This is a genomic window from Bradyrhizobium sp. Kon56 (assembly GCF_055807635.1).
Genome location: NZ_JBVVOU010000016.1, coordinates 57996 through 73309, shown reverse-complemented (window position 1 = coordinate 73309; position 15314 = coordinate 57996). Strand labels below are relative to the sequence as shown.

Genomic DNA, 15314 nt, shown 5'->3' with positions numbered 1-15314 from the left:
TGCGGCTGCTACTTCAACGACGCGCTGATCGACCCGAATTTTGAATTGAGCTTGCTGCCCAGGCCGTCCACCACGGCGACGATCGCGAGCGCAATCAGCCCATACTCGATCGCATATTGATTGCTTTTGCGAGAGTCCCTTCACGGCCCATTAACCCAGCTTGCTAACTTCGCCTCCACTCCGTTCCCGTAAACCAACGGATGTTTCCGGGGGCACGATTGACCCTGGCGTGTGCACGACAACGATTGATCATGATGACGGGATTCAGCAGTCGCCTTTTTGACCAGGCCTTCGTGCGCAGCGGACCGATCCGCTGGCTGGTGGTGGGCGGCACGCTGTTGATCGCTGCGATCGCCGTCGGCGCGACGCTGATGGCGCAGAATTTCCGCGAACGTGCGCTGCGCAGCTCCGGGCGCGAGCTGGAAAACACCGTGCTGATGCTGGCCCATCATTTCGACCAGCAATTGCAGGATTTCGCGGTCATCCAGAAGGATTTCGTCGACTACGTCCGCGCAAGCGGCATCACCAGTGCGGCGGACTATCGCAAGCGCCTCGCCGGCCAGGACCTCCACCGGATGCTGCGTTCGAAGATCGAGGCACTGCCCTACATGGGCGGCGTCAATATCATCGATGCCGAAGGCGATTTGATCAATTCGTCGGCGGCATGGCCGGCCCCGAACGTGAACGTCGCCGATCGCGCCTATTTCCAGACCTTCCGGTACGATCCCAACGCTCCCGACGTCCTGATCGAGCCACTCTACAGTCGCATCTCCGGCGCATGGACCATCCTGATCGTGCGCAAGGTCGTCGGACCGAACGGCGAATTCATGGGCGTGGTCGGACGCGGCATCGAGCCGGCAAACTTCGAAAAATTCTTCGAGTCAGCCGTGCTCGGCGAAAGCACGACGATCTCGATGCTGCACCGGGACGGCACGATGCTCGCCCGTTATCCCCATTCCAGTGAATTGATGGGACGGAATTTCAAGAACGGTCCGTTCGCGCATCAAAGGGTTTTCGGGCTCGACCATTTTACCGGCCGCTTCATGAGCCCCGTTGACGGCGAGGACCGGCTGATTTCCTCACATGCCCTGCCTCACTTCCCGATCCTGATGATGGCCACCACGACGCGCGCGACGGCCCTGACGGACTGGCGCGAGCAGATCGGCATCCTGATCTCGGTCGCGGCCTCTTCCGCGCTCGCCATCGCGGGCGTGTTGATCGCGATCGTTCGCAAGCTCCTGGAGCAGCATCGTCTTTCGCGGGAACGGCTGACGCTGGAAAAGCAGCGTCTCGACCGCGCCGTCAACAACATGACCCAGGGCCTGCTGCTGTTCGACGCCTCGCAGCAGCTCGTGATCTGCAATCAGCGCTACATCGAGATGTACGGGCTGTCGGCCGAAATCGTGAGACCCGGCTGCAGCTTTCACGACATCATTGCACACCGCAAAGCCACCGGCTCGTTCACCGGCGATGCGGACCAGTATGTCGCACGGGTCCTGCGCGACGTCCACGTGCGCAATTCCATGGTGGTCGAGACCTCCGACGGTCGCTCGATCCAGATCGTGAACGAACCGCTCACGGATGGCGGCTGGGTGGCGACGCATGAGGACATCACGGAGCGCCGGCGTATCGAGGAGCGCATCACCCATCTCGCTCATTACGACGCACTGACCGACCTGCCCAACCGCACCATGTTCCACGAGCATCTGCGTCAGGAACTCGATCTCGTCGCCGGCGGCGAACAACTCGCGGTGCACTACATCGACATCGACGAGTTCAAGGGCGTCAACGACGCGCTCGGGCATCTCGTCGGCGACGAGCTCCTGAAGTCGGTCGCGCAGAGCCTCCACCGCTGTGCGGGGCCGACGGACTTCGTGGCGCGCCTCGGCGGCGACGAATTTGCCATCGTCCAGAGCGCGGTGACATCGCTGGATCAGGTCAACGAACTCGTCGCGCGGGTGTTTGAGGCCATCCGCGCGCCGTTCGACTGCATGGGACATCATCTTGCCACCGACGCCAGCATCGGCATCGCGCTGGCGCCGCAACATGGAACGGCGCTGGACCAGATCCTGAAGAACGCGGATATGGCGATGTACGCCGCCAAAGCCGCCGGGCGCCGCACCTACCGTTTTTTCGAGCCGGAGATGGACGCCAAGATCCACGAGCGGCGGCAGCTCGAGATCGCCCTGCGCCACGCCATCGCCCAAGGCGGACGCGAAGGCGGCCTCGAGGTGTATTACCAGCCCTGCCTCAGCCTGAAGGACGACCGCATCACCGGCTGCGAGGCGCTGGTGCGCTGGCGCCATCCCGAGCGCGGCATGGTCTCGCCGGCCGAGTTCATTCCGATCGCCGAGGACACCGGCCTGATCAACGAGATCGGCGAATGGGTGCTGGCGACCGCCTGCCGGGACGCGGCGAACTGGCCCGACGACATCCGCCTCGCCGTCAACGTCTCGCCGGTGCAATTCAAGAGCGGCACGCTGGCGCTGAAGATCATGGCGGCGCTTGCCGCCTCCAATTTGTCGGCGAGCCGGCTCGAGCTCGAAATCACCGAGGCGGTGCTGATCCGCGACGACGACACGGCGCTTGCGATCCTGCATCAACTCCGCGCCATCGGCGTCCGCATCGCGCTGGACGATTTCGGCACCGGCTACTCCTCGCTAAGCTATCTGCACCGCTTCCCGTTCGACAAGATCAAGATCGACCGCTGCTTCGTCAACGACATCGCCGGCCCCGACGGCTCCGCCAGCATCGTGCAGGCGCTCGTCAATCTCGCGGCCGCCCGTCGCATGACCACCACGGCCGAGGGCGTCGAGACCGAGGAGCAGCAGCGGTTGCTGCGCGCGCTCGGCTGCTCCGAGATGCAGGGTTATCTGTTCAGCGCCGCAAAGCCCGCCGACAAGGTGCTGGAGCTGTTCGCAGCTCATCGCAGCCGTCTCGCCCGGCGTAATGGCGAGGAAGGCCGGCGCCGCGAGGCAAGCTAGTTCGGACCTCGTGGTCGGCGCAGCGGCATTCCCAGAAGCTCTCCTCGATACACACGACGCAGGGTGTCGCGGAGGTCATGCAATTGCTGGAGTTGCGGGTCCAGCGGCGAGGTCTGGTCGAGCGCGACCGCGCCCGCCGCTGGGCCGAGCGCGATGGCTGCTACGAGGCCACCTTCGCGGCCATGAACCCGAGCTGACACAGCGTCCCGAAACAAGTTCGCCCGGGAACGGCTATCCGCTCCCGGGCGATCAACACCTTACCGTCGCGAGCGCCTAGTTCGGCACCGCAGCCTTCGACGCCGGCTTGGCGGCGACCGCATTCGCGGTTTGGCCGTGCAGGAAGTCGTAGGCCGTATGCAGGGCCTTGTCGTCTTTCGCTTCCGGTGGGACATAGGACTGCGACCCGGTCTGCTCGGTGCCGTCGGCTGCCTGGAGATGACCGCGCATCTGGGACTCCGCCATGGTGTCCATCCGGCCCTTCAGCTCGGGCGGCACGTCTTGGAGGATCTCGATGTCGGGCGCGATGCCCTGGGCCTGGATCGAGCGGCCCGAGGGCGTGTAGTAGCGCGCCGTGGTCAGCGCCAGCGCGCCGTTGCCGGTGCCGAGCGGAATGATGGTCTGCACCGAGCCCTTGCCGAACGAGCGCGTGCCGATCAGCGTCGCGCGCTTGTGGTCATGCAGCGCGCCGGCCACGATTTCCGAGGCTGAGGCGGAGCCGCCGTTGACGAGAACCACCAGCGGCTTGCCCTTGGTGAGGTCGCCACCATGGGCGGTAAAGCGCTGGGTCTCTTCCGGATTGCGGCCGCGGGTCGAGACGACCTCGCCACGCTGCAGGAACGCGCTCGACACCGACACGGCCTGGTCGAGCAATCCGCCCGGATTGTTGCGCAGGTCCATCACGTAGCCTACCAGCTTCTCCGGCGGAACCTCCTTGGTGATCGATGCGATCGCCTTCTTCAGGCCATCGGTGGTCTGCTCGTTGAACGAGGTGACGCGGATATAGCCGATATCCCCGTTCTCGACGTGGAAGCGCACGGGACGCACATGGATGATCTCGCGCTTGATCGCGACGTCGAGCGGGGCGTCGGCGCCCTTGCGCACGATCGTGAGCTTGGTCTGGGTCTCGACCGGCCCCTTCATCTTGTTGACGGCCTGCTCGAGCGTCATGCCCTGCACGGCATCGCCGTCGATCTTGCTGATGAGGTCGCCCGACATGATGCCGGCCTTGGATGCCGGCGTGTCGTCGATCGGCGAGACGACCTTGACCAGCCCCTCCTCCATCGTGACCTCGATGCCGAGCCCGCCGAACTCGCCGGAGGTGGTCTCCTGCATCTCGGTCCAGGCCTTGTCGTTCATGTAGCGCGAGTGCGGATCGAGCGAGGTCACCATGCCGGTGATCGCGCCTTCGATCAGCTTGGCATTGTCAGGCTTCTCGACATAGCTCGCCTTCACCCGCTCGAACACTTCGCCGAACAGATTGAGCTTGGAATAGGCGTCATCCGCGCTCGCTGCCGCCCGTGCCGCCCATACGCCGCCGTGCGGACTGGCTACCAAAAGGGTCAGACACGCTCCGGTGAGCGCGCCCAGTGGAAACAGCAGGGTTTTCCGCATGGATAGGCTGGCCTTTTTGCTTCGCGGTTCGGTGGGGCTGGGAGCCGCCATGCAAATGGCGATCCAGCCTGCTTCTCACAATACCATTCTGGTTTCTTCAAGGCCGGGATGCCACGCCGGCGGGTACACCGTAAAAATCGGTTGGTCCGGACCCAAACTTTCGGCAACGTTGCAGGACCGGTTCGTGCGCCGCGGGGGTCGGCCGGCCGGCCCGCGCCTCGCAGCCATGCCATTTTAGGATGGTTTTGGCGCCCCGGACGGGTTAGGCGATCAGGGAAGGCTTCAAATTCTCGGGAGGATAACAATGAACGAAGCACCCCGCATCCAACCGGAAAGGAACGTCGAGCTCGGCGCTAGCACCGAGCCGTTCCAGAATCTGCATGAATTCATCCGGAAAGCCCGCGCCAACCTCAACCAGAATGCATGGGACTATATCGTCGGCGCGGCCGAGACCGAGACCACGATGCGTCGCAACCGCATGGCGCTGGACGAGATCGCTTTCCGCCCGCGCGTGCTGCGCGATGTTCGCAAGGTTACAGGTTCGGTCGAACAGTTCGGCCGCAAGATGCGCCTGCCCGTGGTCCTCGCCCCGGTCGGCGCGCTCGAGATCTTCGATCCGGATGGTGCGGCGAGCGTGGCACGCGCCTGCGGCACTTTCGGTGCGGCGCACATGCTCAGTTCGGTGTCCGAGCCCGGCCTAGAAAAGACCGCCGAAGCTGCGTCCGACGCGCTGCGGCTCTACCAGCTCTATGTGCGCGGCGATGACGCCTTCGTCGCCGACGTCGTCAGCCGGGCCGAGAAGAACGCCTACGCCGCCTTCTGCCTGACCGTCGACACCGCCCACTACAGCCGCCGCGAACGTGACATCGCCAAGCGCTACGTTCGCGAGAGCCGCTTGCGCGCCACCGGGGGCGATTACCAGAAGGGTCTGGAGTGGCGGACGGTGAAGATGATCAAGGACAAGTTCAAGATCCCGCTGATCCTCAAGGGCATCGCGACGCCAGAGGACGCGCTGATCGCGATCGATCACGGCGTCGAATGGATCTACGTCTCCAACCATGGCGGCCGTCAGCTCGATCACGGTCGCGGCGCCATGCACGTGCTGCCCGAGATCGTCGACGCCGTGAACGGCCGCGCCAAGATCATGGTCGATGGCGGTGTCTGTCGCGGCACCGACATCGTCAAGGCGATCGCGGCGGGCGCCGACCTCGTCGGCATCGGCCGGCTGCAATGCTGGGCGCTGGCGGCGGCCGGCGAAGCCGGCGTGGCGCGCATGCTGGAACTGCTCGAGGACGAAGTGCTGCGCTGCCTCGGCCTCTTGGGTGCGACCTCGTTCGCCGAGGTCAACAAATCCTGCCTGCACCAGGCGACCGCAACCAACGCGCCGAGTGTGTTCAGCGCGTTTCCGCTGTTCGACCACGAGCCGTATCGATACTGAGTGAAAGGACGCAGGTGACATCGCTCTCTCCCGGCAGCGCGGATGCGCTCCTGTTCGATCTCGGCCGCGTCGTGCTCGATATCGATTTCTCCAAGGCGATCGCCTGCTGGGCGGGACATGCCGGCTGCAAGCCCGAAGCCATCGTCGCGCGCTATGTGCGGGACAGCGAAGCCTATCGGTTGCACGAGATGGGGAAGATCAGCGATGAGGACTATTTCGCCTCATTGCGAGCCTCGCTCGGAATCGGCATTTCGGATGCGCAGTTCCTGGAAGGCTGGAACGCGATTTTCGCCGGCGAAATGCCTGACATCGCCGAGCTGCTGCCGCGCGCAGCGAAACAGATGCCGCTCTATGCTTTCTCCAACACCAACCGGCCGCACGTGGACCATTTCTCGAGGGAATATGCCGACCTCCTCGGCCATTTCCGCGAGCTGTATTTGTCGTCCAGCATCGGCCTGCGCAAACCGGATGCGGAGGCCTTCGACCACGTCGTTGCGGCGATCGGCGTGCCCGCCGGGCGCATCGTGTTCTTCGACGATCTTGCCGAAAACATCGAGGGAGCGCGCGCGCGCGGCTTGACGGCGGTGCATGTGACCTCGCCGCGTGACGTCGGGAACGCATTGAAGGCATTGGGCATTTGACGACGGTCCGTTGTCGCGAAACCCACGACGGCACGGCCCGACGGACCAATTTTGAAAAATTGAGGAACCGGATCACTTTGTACATTTTTATACAGAGTTCCGGGAACGGAATACCGCCTTCCGGACTCTTAGAGTCCGTTGGGACTTCTACGGACGGATGCATCATCGTGCTGGGCAAAACCTACCTCACCAAGCAGGCCTCTCTTCTTCTTGAATTCGCGAGGACAACTTCAGATTCGGACCTTTCCGCCAAGCTTGTGAGCAAGGCCGCCGACCTGAAATCCCAAGCCGACCCGCTGCCCGACAAGGATCAGGGATCCAAGGCGCCCGACGTAACTCCCGGGCAGGCAGGGAGCTGATCGATTCAGGCCATGGCGCGTTCTCGCCTTGCCATGATTTTCGTCGCTTCCATGACCACTCTCCTGCCGATCTGTGACCTCCTTCGGATCATGCCGCGACGCGCTTGATCCTGCCTTCCGGAACAATGTGAAGGGGCGGGATGACTGTGCCTGCTCAGCCGCTTTTGCCTCTGCGCCTGCGCTCGGCTAGAAGACGTGCGGAACATTCGCCCGAACGTGCCGAGCAGGAGTTTTCGCCGTGGCCTTGATGCCGGTTTCTGACGCGCTTGCCGCGGTGCTGGCGGGTGCAGAGCCGCTGCCGGAAGAAATGATTTCCCTCGACGAGGCCTACCATCGCGTGCTCGCGCGTGACGTCGTGGCGCGGCGCACGCAGCCGCCGCAAGCGATGTCGGCGATGGACGGCTACGCGGTGCGCGCGGCCGACGCCGCGACGATCGATTCGGAGCTCACCGTCATCGGCGAAGTCGCAGCGGGCCGACCGTTCGAGGGAACGGTCGGAGCCGGCGAGGCCGTGCGGATCTTCACCGGCGGCGTCGTTCCCTTTGGCGCGGACGCCGTCGTGATCCAGGAGGACACGGTCGCCGCCGGCAAGCGGATCACGATCAAGGAAGCCGCAATCGCCGGCCGGCACATCCGCCCCGCCGGCGTCGATTTCCGCGAGGGCGACGTGCTCCTGCGCAAGGGAAGCCGTTTGACCGAGCGAGACCTCGCGCTCGCCGCCGGGATGAATCATCCGCACCTTGCCGTTGTCAGGCGTCCGAAAGTCGCGATTCTCGCCACCGGCGACGAGCTGGTGATGCCGGGCACCACGCCCGGCCACGGCCAGATCGTCTATTCCAACGGCTACGCCCTGCACGCGCTCGCCCGCAGCGAGGGCGCCGAGACCATCGACCTCGGTATTGCCGCCGACACGCTGGAGGCGACCACCGCCGGCATCCGCCGCGCCCGCGAGAGCGGCGCCGACGTCCTGATCACGACCGGCGGCGCATCGGTCGGCGACCACGATCTGGTCCAGCAGGCACTGCGGGACGAAGGCATCGCGATGGCGTTCTGGAAGATCGCGATGCGGCCAGGCAAGCCAATGATGCACGGGCGACTCGGCGCAATGGGTGTGATCGGCCTGCCGGGCAATCCCGTATCGTCCTACGTGTGCGCTTTCCTGTTCATGGTGCCGCTGATTCGCGCCCTGTCGGGCCGTTCAGTGATTCACCATCGCCGTGAACGCGCCGTGCTCGGCCGCGACGTCGGCGCCAACGACCAGCGCGAGGACTATCTGCGCGCGCATCTTGAGGAGCGTGACGATGGCACACGCGTCGTTGTTCCCGTCAATCATCAGGACTCTTCGCTGCTTGCGAATCTCGCTGCAGCACAGGTACTTCTCGTCCGCGCACCATTCGCGCCGAAGGCCGAAGCAGGCACGGCTTGCGAAGTGTTGCGGCTCCCCGTCTGAGCGCCCCCGCAACGCGCGTTCCGCGCACTTTGCTCTGTTCACGGTAAATTAAGCAGTTGCGGAACATGTATCGAACATATAGTGTCTGTTCATGATTTGTTTCGAGCATGCAGCGGCTTATGGCCGAATTCAGCGTCTCGGAATCGGACGACATCAACCGGGGGACTTTGGTCGAGATGTTAACGCGCAAACAATACGAGCTTCTGCGGTTCATCAGTGAACGTCTGAAGGAAAGCGGCGTGCCGCCCTCCTTCGACGAGATGAAGGATGCGCTCGATCTGCGCTCGAAGTCGGGCATCCATCGCCTGATCACGGCGCTCGAGGAGCGTGGCTTCATCCGACGCCTGCCCAACCGCGCCCGTGCGATTGAAGTCATCAAGCTGCCGGAGCTCCAGGCAGCCGCTGGCAGCCGCCGCGGCTTCACGCCGAGCGTCATCGAGGGCAATCTCGGCAAGGTGCGTGCGAGCGCGAGCCTGCCCGCTGACGAGGGCGAACGTCCCGTCGCGGTGCCGGTGATGGGCCGCATCGCGGCCGGCACGCCGATCGAGGCGTTGCAGACCCGCAGCCATACTATCAGCGTACCGCCTGACATGCTCGGCTCGGGCGAGCATTACGCGCTGGAAGTGCGCGGCGACTCGATGGTCGAAGCCGGCATTCTCGACGGCGACATGGCCCTGATCCAGCGCAACGAGAGCGCCGATACCGGCGACATCGTGGTGGCGCTGATCGACGACGAGGAAGCGACGCTGAAGCGCTTCCGCCGTCGCGGCGCCTCGATCGCGCTCGAGCCCGCCAACGCGGCCTATGAGGTCCGCATCCTGCCGCCCAACCGGGTGAAGATTCAGGGCAAGCTGATCGGGCTTTACCGGAAGTACTGATACCGGGAGTCTTTCTATCGGCAGTACTTCATATCGGAAGCACTTCATGCCGGAGGTGCTTGGCGCCTCGCGCGCTTCCGATCGGCATCGCCGGTCAGAGATTGGAGCGGATCATCGTCCGCTCCGGCTGGATAGCCTTTCTGGTTCTGCACAGACTATCCGGCCCCTCCTCCAACGCTGGCTCCTCGCCACGCCGACGAAGCAGCACCGCTTCAAGCAGCACCGCTTCAAGCAGCACCGCTTCGCGGCTCGGTTGTTCGAGGAAACAGCGACCAGCGGTCAAGTTCGGCCGTTGCAGCCAAGTTGGCAATGTTCGCGTACGCGCCTCCCGAATGCATCGCGGCGAGCTTTGTTCCTATTGAATTCGGGAAAGATAATGTGATCGCGGCTTGCGGAAGCCAGCCGCAGATTTGCCCACAACCAAGCAGAGCGTTCGTGCTTCCACTCTGATAGAGGCCTGCGCCTCGATAAGAGACGCGGGTTGCTATCCCAGCATGAGGAGCACCCGATGTGTGACTACAGCCTACATGCCGTCGCGTCGCGCCCCGCCGAAGTCGGCGAGACGATCGTCACGACAAGCTTCCGCGGCACCTCGACGCGCGGCTTCGCCTCTGCAGCCGATCCGTCTGTTGCCGTCTGCCTGCTGCCGGGGACGGAGCTCGCCTTCGCCGACGACGTCCGCTACGACAATCGCTGGATCTGGACGCGCACCATCAATTCCCGCGTGGGCAAGTTCGGCAAGATCGATCCGCACGTTCCCGACCGCCATCATGATGCGATCGAATTCCCCGACGGCAAATACGTGCTGGTGACGCAGCTCGTCGAAGGCCAGCGCGCGACGGTGCTGCAACTGCCGGTGACTCAGTCGGTCACCGAGCGCGAGCACAAGGCGCAGATCACCGCCGACAGGCAGCCGACCGTCACGCACCTGCCGATCGGCTGACAGAGCCGCCCTCCGGCTACGAAGTCGGAGGTCAGGATTAAATCGCCATCGCCGGCCGTGGCCGGCGAGATGGTGTGGTTTGCACCCCGCTAATCCGAACGGACGCACCGAACCACTGCGTTGCTCCGCACCATCAGATCAATCGACGGCTTGCAGGTCGGTGTCCGCCGGCGTTGCGTCCTTGATGCGAGGCGCGGTCGACTTTGGCGCGAGGCTGCCGTCGAAATCACCCTCGCCGGCGCCGGCCGGCAACCAGGGGCGGCTCGTGCCTCTCGCCCTCACTGCCTGAACCACAAAACCGTCACCACGCTGCGTCAGCGCCAGCGCGCTCTGGCTGGCGAGCCGCTGCCGATCGACCACCATCGCCGCGCAATCAGGCGGTGCGGGACGAGTCGTCACCACCAGCGCGGCCCGACTGCAATCGTCCGCGAGAGCGTCGACGCGCAGTGCCAGCGCGACCAGCCTCCCGTCGGCCAGTGGCGTCACGCAGCCGGATTCGTCGCAGGACACGCCATCGGCAAGCGAGGCTCTGCCCGCATCGCGCGGATCGGCGTCGGCAGCGAGCCATTCCTTGAGCAGAAAGCTGTCCTTGTTCGTCCTGATCAGGTGCAGATATCCGTCCCTGCCCCGCACCGCGACGCTGGCGCCATCCCCGGCAATCAGGATGTCGGGCTGCCGCGCCGACAGTCCCCAGAGGATCGCTGCCAGCAGCACCAGGGCGCCGGACCAGCGCAGCGGCGTGCGCAACAAGCCGAGCACAATGATTCCCAGGCTCGCCGCGATCAGCGGCGCGATCCCGAACGCCGGGATGCGGCCCACCGCGCCCGGCAAGGCCGCGACCCAGCGCGAGACCGCGACCATCCACTCGATGCCAATCCCCATCAGCCACCAGAACACGCTGTCCAGCCCGAACGGCGCAGCAAGCAGCCCCAACAGCCCCGCCGGCATCACCAGCGCAGAGACCACCGGCATCGCGCCGAGATTGGCGAGCACGCCGAACGGCGTGACACGGTGGAAATGAAAGGCGGCATAGGGCGTCGTCGCAAGTCCCGCAATCAGCGAAGCCATGAACAGCATCGCAATCTCGCGCCCACCCCACATCGCAATGCGCGCAGTCGCCGAATTGTCCGGCGAGGCAAACAAATTGGGCATGCCGATCTGCACCAGTGCGACCAAGCCGAGCGTTGCCGCAAACGACATCTGAAAACTCGGATGCACCAGCGCTTCCGGCGCGACCGCCAGCACGATCAGCGCAGCCACAGCAAGCGTGCGGAAGGTGATGGCGCGGCGATCGACCATCACCGCGATCAGCACCACCGCCGTCATGAAGAACGACCTTTGCGTGGCGACCTCCGCGCCCGACAGCAGCAGGTAGAACGCAGCGGCGACCAGCGCGGCGGCGGCCGACCATTTCTTGATGGCGAAGCCGGCCGCCAATCCGGGGATCAGAGCGAGCAGCGCGCGCACCGCGAAGAACACGACGCCGGCAACGACGGCCATGTGATAACCGGAGATCGAGAGCACGTGGCCGAGGCCGGAGATGAACATCGCATCGTTGACGGGCGTGGTGATCGCATCGCGCCGCCCGGTGAGCAGCGCGGTCGCGATCGCCCGATTGTCGCCGTCGAGCGTCGCCCGGATGCGGGCATCGATCGCATCGCGCAGGCCTTGCATGAAGGCCGCGTAACGCAGCCGTAAGCCGCCGGTCTCAGGCGGCGACGCCACCGTGATGGCGCCCATCGCGAAGCCGGAGGCGCCGATGCCCTGGAAGAACATGTCACGCGAAAAGTCGTAGCTGCCGGGCCGCACCGGCGCGAGTGGCGGCATCAGCCGTGCCTTCAGCTGAACGAAGCTACCGACCTCCGGCGCGGTGCCCTTGCGGACCGACAGGCGCACGCGCTCGAGCCTGACGTCGCTGCGCTGCGCCTCCATCGCCGTGACGCGCAGCACGAAACGATCGGTACGCTCGCGGATGTCGCGAGCCTCGACGAAGCCCGACAACGACACCGAATAGAGCGCCCTTGCCAGCACCGGGTGGGCGATGCGCGCCGTCTTCCAGGTTGCGACGGCAAAGCCGGCCGCGACCGCCGCGATCATGATGGCCGGGGCGAACAGCCGGCTCCGCCGCAACAGAGCCGCGCCAAGCAGGAGCGCGATGGCGGTCGTGGCAACGACCCACAGCACCGGCTCATGATCGGCAGAGAAATAAAGCGCGATGCCGCAGCCAAACGCGACGGGCACCCACGGCAACAGCCGCCCGGCGCCCGCCTCGGCGCGCAGCCAGGCGCGGAGGGTCTCGGCCAGCGATGTCCAGAGGTCGAGGCCTGCAGGCGCGAGGCCGCCCGCGGACGCGGCGCGGCCCGCGGGCCACGTCCCCGCGATCCCCTGCGATCGTACCGGCCGGCCCGGCTCCGCCATTCCCTGCACTCGATGATACGCAACGAAGCCAGAAGCTACCGGAACGTGCAGGTGGGCGGATAGCGGTACGGATCAGGAACGAAGGGGCGCGGCCGCTACTTTTCCTCTTCCATCGTCACGGCCACATCCGCCTTGGCCGACAGCCTGACCTTGTTGCCCTCGATATCGGCGACGAGGCCCTTGTCGATGAAGTGATGATGGCCCTTGTGGCTGCCCTCGCCGCTGTCCTTCTTGGTCAGCTTGATGCGATTGCCTTCGACCTTGTCGACGGTGCCGATGTGGACGCCGTCGGCGCCGATCACTTCCATATGCTCTGCGATGTTCTGCATGGTGGGTTCCTTGTTGGACCCACCCCAACGCGCGGGGAGCACGTTCGTTCTCTCACGAGAATGACGAAGCCGTGTGCCCGCTCGTCAGATCAGCGGCGCCTGCGACGAAGCATGGTGATTGACGATCTTCCACTCGCCGTCCTCGCGCATGATGACCCAGCTCATCTTGACCGAGAAATCGGGGCGTTCGCCGGCGAGATCGAACGAGATGGTCGCGGCCATATTGATCAGATCAGGACCTGCCTGCGCCGCCGTCACCTCGGAAAACACCGCGCTCGGCTTGCGCCAGCGCGGCAGGCCGTTGAAATAGTCTGCGACGCCGGCCCTGCCCCGGTAGAGCTTTGGGTTGGAGCCGAAGAAGAAGGCATTCCTCGCATAGAGCGATGAGAGCGCGGCCGCATCGAGCGTGGCGAAGCCGGCGCGCCATTTCGCGATGATGCCGGAAACGATAGCGTCGGCTTCGTTGCTCATTGTGGTCTCGCAGCTCTTTTCAGCCTTTGGCAACTTCCTTCGCGAACGTGTCGCGCAGACCGATAGTCCTGGAAAATACCGGTCTGTCGGACGTCGGGTCCTTGTCGCGCACGAAATAGCCCTGGCGCTCGAACTGCATCGGCTCGGTCGAATTGCTTTCCGCGACCGATGCCTCGACGCGGGCATTAGCGAGAATTTCCAGTGACTGCGGATTGAGGTCGGCGGCGAAGTTCGAGGCGTCCGGGCTCGGTTTGGCAAACAGCTGATTGTAGATGCGGATTTCCGCGGGCACGGAAGTCGCCGCCGGCAGCCAGTGCATGGTGGCCTTGACCTTGCGGCCATCGGGCGCGTTGCCGCCCTTGGTCGCGGGATCGTAGGTGCAGCGCAGCTCCACCACCTCGCCGGCATCGTTCTTGATCACGCCGGTGCACTTGACGAAATAGGCGTAGCGCAGCCGCACTTCGTTGCCCGGCGACAGACGGAAGAACTTTTTCGGCGGGTTCTCCATGAAGTCGTCCTGCTCGATATAGAGCTCACGACCGAACGTGATCTTGCGGGTGCCGGCGGAGGGATCATCCGGATGGTTGATCGCCTCGAGCTCCTCGGTCTGCCCCTCGGGATAATTCTCGATCACGACCTTGAGCGGCTTAAGCACCGCCATGCGCCGCTGCGACGTGCGGTTCAATTCCTCGCGGATGCAGAATTCCAGCATGCCGACGTCGACCACGCTATTGGCTTTCGCAACGCCGATGCGCTTGACGAATTCGCGAAGCGCGGCCGGCGGCACGCCGCGGCGGCGCATGCCCGCCATGGTGGGCATGCGCGGGTCGTCCCAGCCCGCGACATGGCCCTCGCGGACGAGCTGGGTCAGCACACGCTTGGACAGCAGCGTGTAGGTCAGGTTCAGCCGCGCGAATTCGTACTGGTGCGGCTTCGAGGGCACCGGCAGCTTCTCGATGAACCAGTCGTAGAGCGGCCGATGGTCCTCGAACTCCAGCGTGCAGATCGAGTGCGTGATGCCTTCGATGGCATCCGACTGGCCGTGGGCATAGTCGTAGCTTGGATAGATGCTCCACTTGGTCCCGGTGCGCGGATGGTGCGCATGCAGGATGCGGTACAGCACGGGGTCGCGCAGATTGATGTTGCCCGCACCCATGTCGATCTTGGCCCGCAGCACGCGCGCGCCGTTCGGGAATTCGCCCGCCTTCATGCGACGGAACAGGTCGAGGTTTTCATCCACGGTGCGATCGCGGAACGGCGAGTTCTTGCCGGGCTCGGTCAGCGTGCCGCGCGCGAGACGAATCTGCTCCTGGGTCTGGTCATCGACATAGGCGAGCCCGTCGCGGATCAGCTGCTCCGCCCATTCGTAGAGGCGGTCGAAATAGTCCGAAGCGAAGAACAGGTTCTTGCCCCAGTCGAAGCCGAGCCAGCGCACGTCGGCCTGGATGGAATCGATATATTCCTGCTCTTCCTTGACCGGATTGGTGTCGTCGAAGCGCAGATGGCAACGGCCCGGAAACTCTTGGGCGATGCCGAAATTGAGCGCGATCGACTTGGCGTGGCCGATATGGAGATAACCGTTCGGCTCCGGCGGGAACCGGGTCACGATCTCCTTGTATTTGGCCTGCTCGAGGTCGGCCTGGATGATGTCACGAATGAAATCGCGCCCAACCTCGTTCGCCACCGGTTCTGTCATTACGAAAATCCTGTAGGGAAATCAGCGGCCCTTCTGCCAAATTCCCTTGGCTGAGCCAAGGGCTTAAGCAAGGTCTCAAGCAACCCCTGGCGGTCC

Annotated in this window: 13 protein-coding genes; 7 read left to right on the top strand and 6 right to left on the bottom strand. The window is 64.5% G+C overall.

Annotated features, from left to right (window positions below; translation table 11 throughout):
• Window positions 1–8: 8 nt before the first annotated feature.
• Window positions 9–110, bottom strand: coding sequence for a Flp family type IVb pilin (locus AC0L3B_RS23945; protein WP_085353576.1), 102 nt, complete (start codon window positions 108–110; stop codon window positions 9–11).
• A 141-nt stretch (window positions 111–251) separates the two neighbouring features.
• On the opposite strand from AC0L3B_RS23945, the gene AC0L3B_RS23940 reads away from it, so the two are divergent.
• Window positions 252–2984, top strand: coding sequence for a bifunctional diguanylate cyclase/phosphodiesterase (locus AC0L3B_RS23940; RefSeq protein ID WP_473381127.1), 2733 nt, complete (start codon window positions 252–254; stop codon window positions 2982–2984).
• Between the two features lie 273 nt (window positions 2985–3257).
• Here the strand turns inward: AC0L3B_RS23940 and AC0L3B_RS23935 are convergent, their stop codons facing one another.
• Entirely contained in the window at window positions 3258–4595 is a 1338-nt protein-coding gene (locus AC0L3B_RS23935) for a S41 family peptidase (protein WP_026233497.1), read from the bottom strand.
• A 304-nt stretch (window positions 4596–4899) separates the two neighbouring features.
• On the opposite strand from AC0L3B_RS23935, the gene AC0L3B_RS23930 reads away from it, so the two are divergent.
• From AC0L3B_RS23930 to AC0L3B_RS23905, 6 genes are all read left to right on the top strand, one after another.
• On the top strand, window positions 4900–6033 hold the full coding sequence (locus AC0L3B_RS23930) for an alpha-hydroxy acid oxidase (protein WP_018458083.1): 1134 nt from the start codon (window positions 4900–4902) through the stop codon (window positions 6031–6033).
• Between the two features lie 14 nt (window positions 6034–6047).
• Entirely contained in the window at window positions 6048–6674 is a 627-nt protein-coding gene (locus AC0L3B_RS23925; RefSeq protein WP_085395035.1) for an HAD family hydrolase, read from the top strand.
• A 167-nt stretch (window positions 6675–6841) separates the two neighbouring features.
• Entirely contained in the window at window positions 6842–7033 is a 192-nt protein-coding gene (locus tag AC0L3B_RS23920) for a hypothetical protein (RefSeq protein ID WP_026233498.1), read from the top strand.
• A gap of 238 nt (window positions 7034–7271) precedes the next feature.
• Window positions 7272–8483, top strand: coding sequence for a molybdopterin molybdotransferase MoeA (locus AC0L3B_RS23915; protein WP_018458086.1), 1212 nt, complete (start codon window positions 7272–7274; stop codon window positions 8481–8483).
• A gap of 176 nt (window positions 8484–8659) precedes the next feature.
• Window positions 8660–9361: a transcriptional repressor LexA gene (gene lexA, locus AC0L3B_RS23910; RefSeq protein WP_026233499.1), complete on the top strand. Its 702-nt coding sequence runs from the start codon at window positions 8660–8662 to the stop codon at window positions 9359–9361.
• Window positions 9362–9869: 508 nt separating this feature from the next.
• Window positions 9870–10304, top strand: coding sequence for a hypothetical protein (locus AC0L3B_RS23905; RefSeq protein ID WP_018458088.1), 435 nt, complete (start codon window positions 9870–9872; stop codon window positions 10302–10304).
• Window positions 10305–10442: 138 nt separating this feature from the next.
• Here AC0L3B_RS23905 and AC0L3B_RS23900 read toward each other — a convergent pair whose 3' ends face one another.
• The 4 genes from AC0L3B_RS23900 to AC0L3B_RS23885 all read right to left on the bottom strand — a co-directional run bounded on the left by AC0L3B_RS23900 (window position 10443) and on the right by AC0L3B_RS23885 (window position 15218).
• On the bottom strand, window positions 10443–12722 hold the full coding sequence (locus AC0L3B_RS23900) for a ComEC/Rec2 family competence protein (protein ID WP_473381126.1): 2280 nt from the start codon (window positions 12720–12722) through the stop codon (window positions 10443–10445).
• Window positions 12723–12817: 95 nt separating this feature from the next.
• Window positions 12818–13051: a DUF2171 domain-containing protein gene (locus AC0L3B_RS23895; RefSeq protein ID WP_007610829.1), complete on the bottom strand. Its 234-nt coding sequence runs from the start codon at window positions 13049–13051 to the stop codon at window positions 12818–12820.
• An 84-nt stretch (window positions 13052–13135) separates the two neighbouring features.
• Window positions 13136–13522 (bottom strand): nuclear transport factor 2 family protein, encoded by a 387-nt coding sequence (locus AC0L3B_RS23890; RefSeq protein ID WP_018458090.1) that lies wholly within the window; start codon window positions 13520–13522, stop codon window positions 13136–13138.
• Window positions 13523–13541: 19 nt separating this feature from the next.
• Window positions 13542–15218, bottom strand: coding sequence for a glutamine--tRNA ligase/YqeY domain fusion protein (locus tag AC0L3B_RS23885; RefSeq protein WP_473381125.1), 1677 nt, complete (start codon window positions 15216–15218; stop codon window positions 13542–13544).
• Window positions 15219–15314 lie beyond the last annotated feature (96 nt).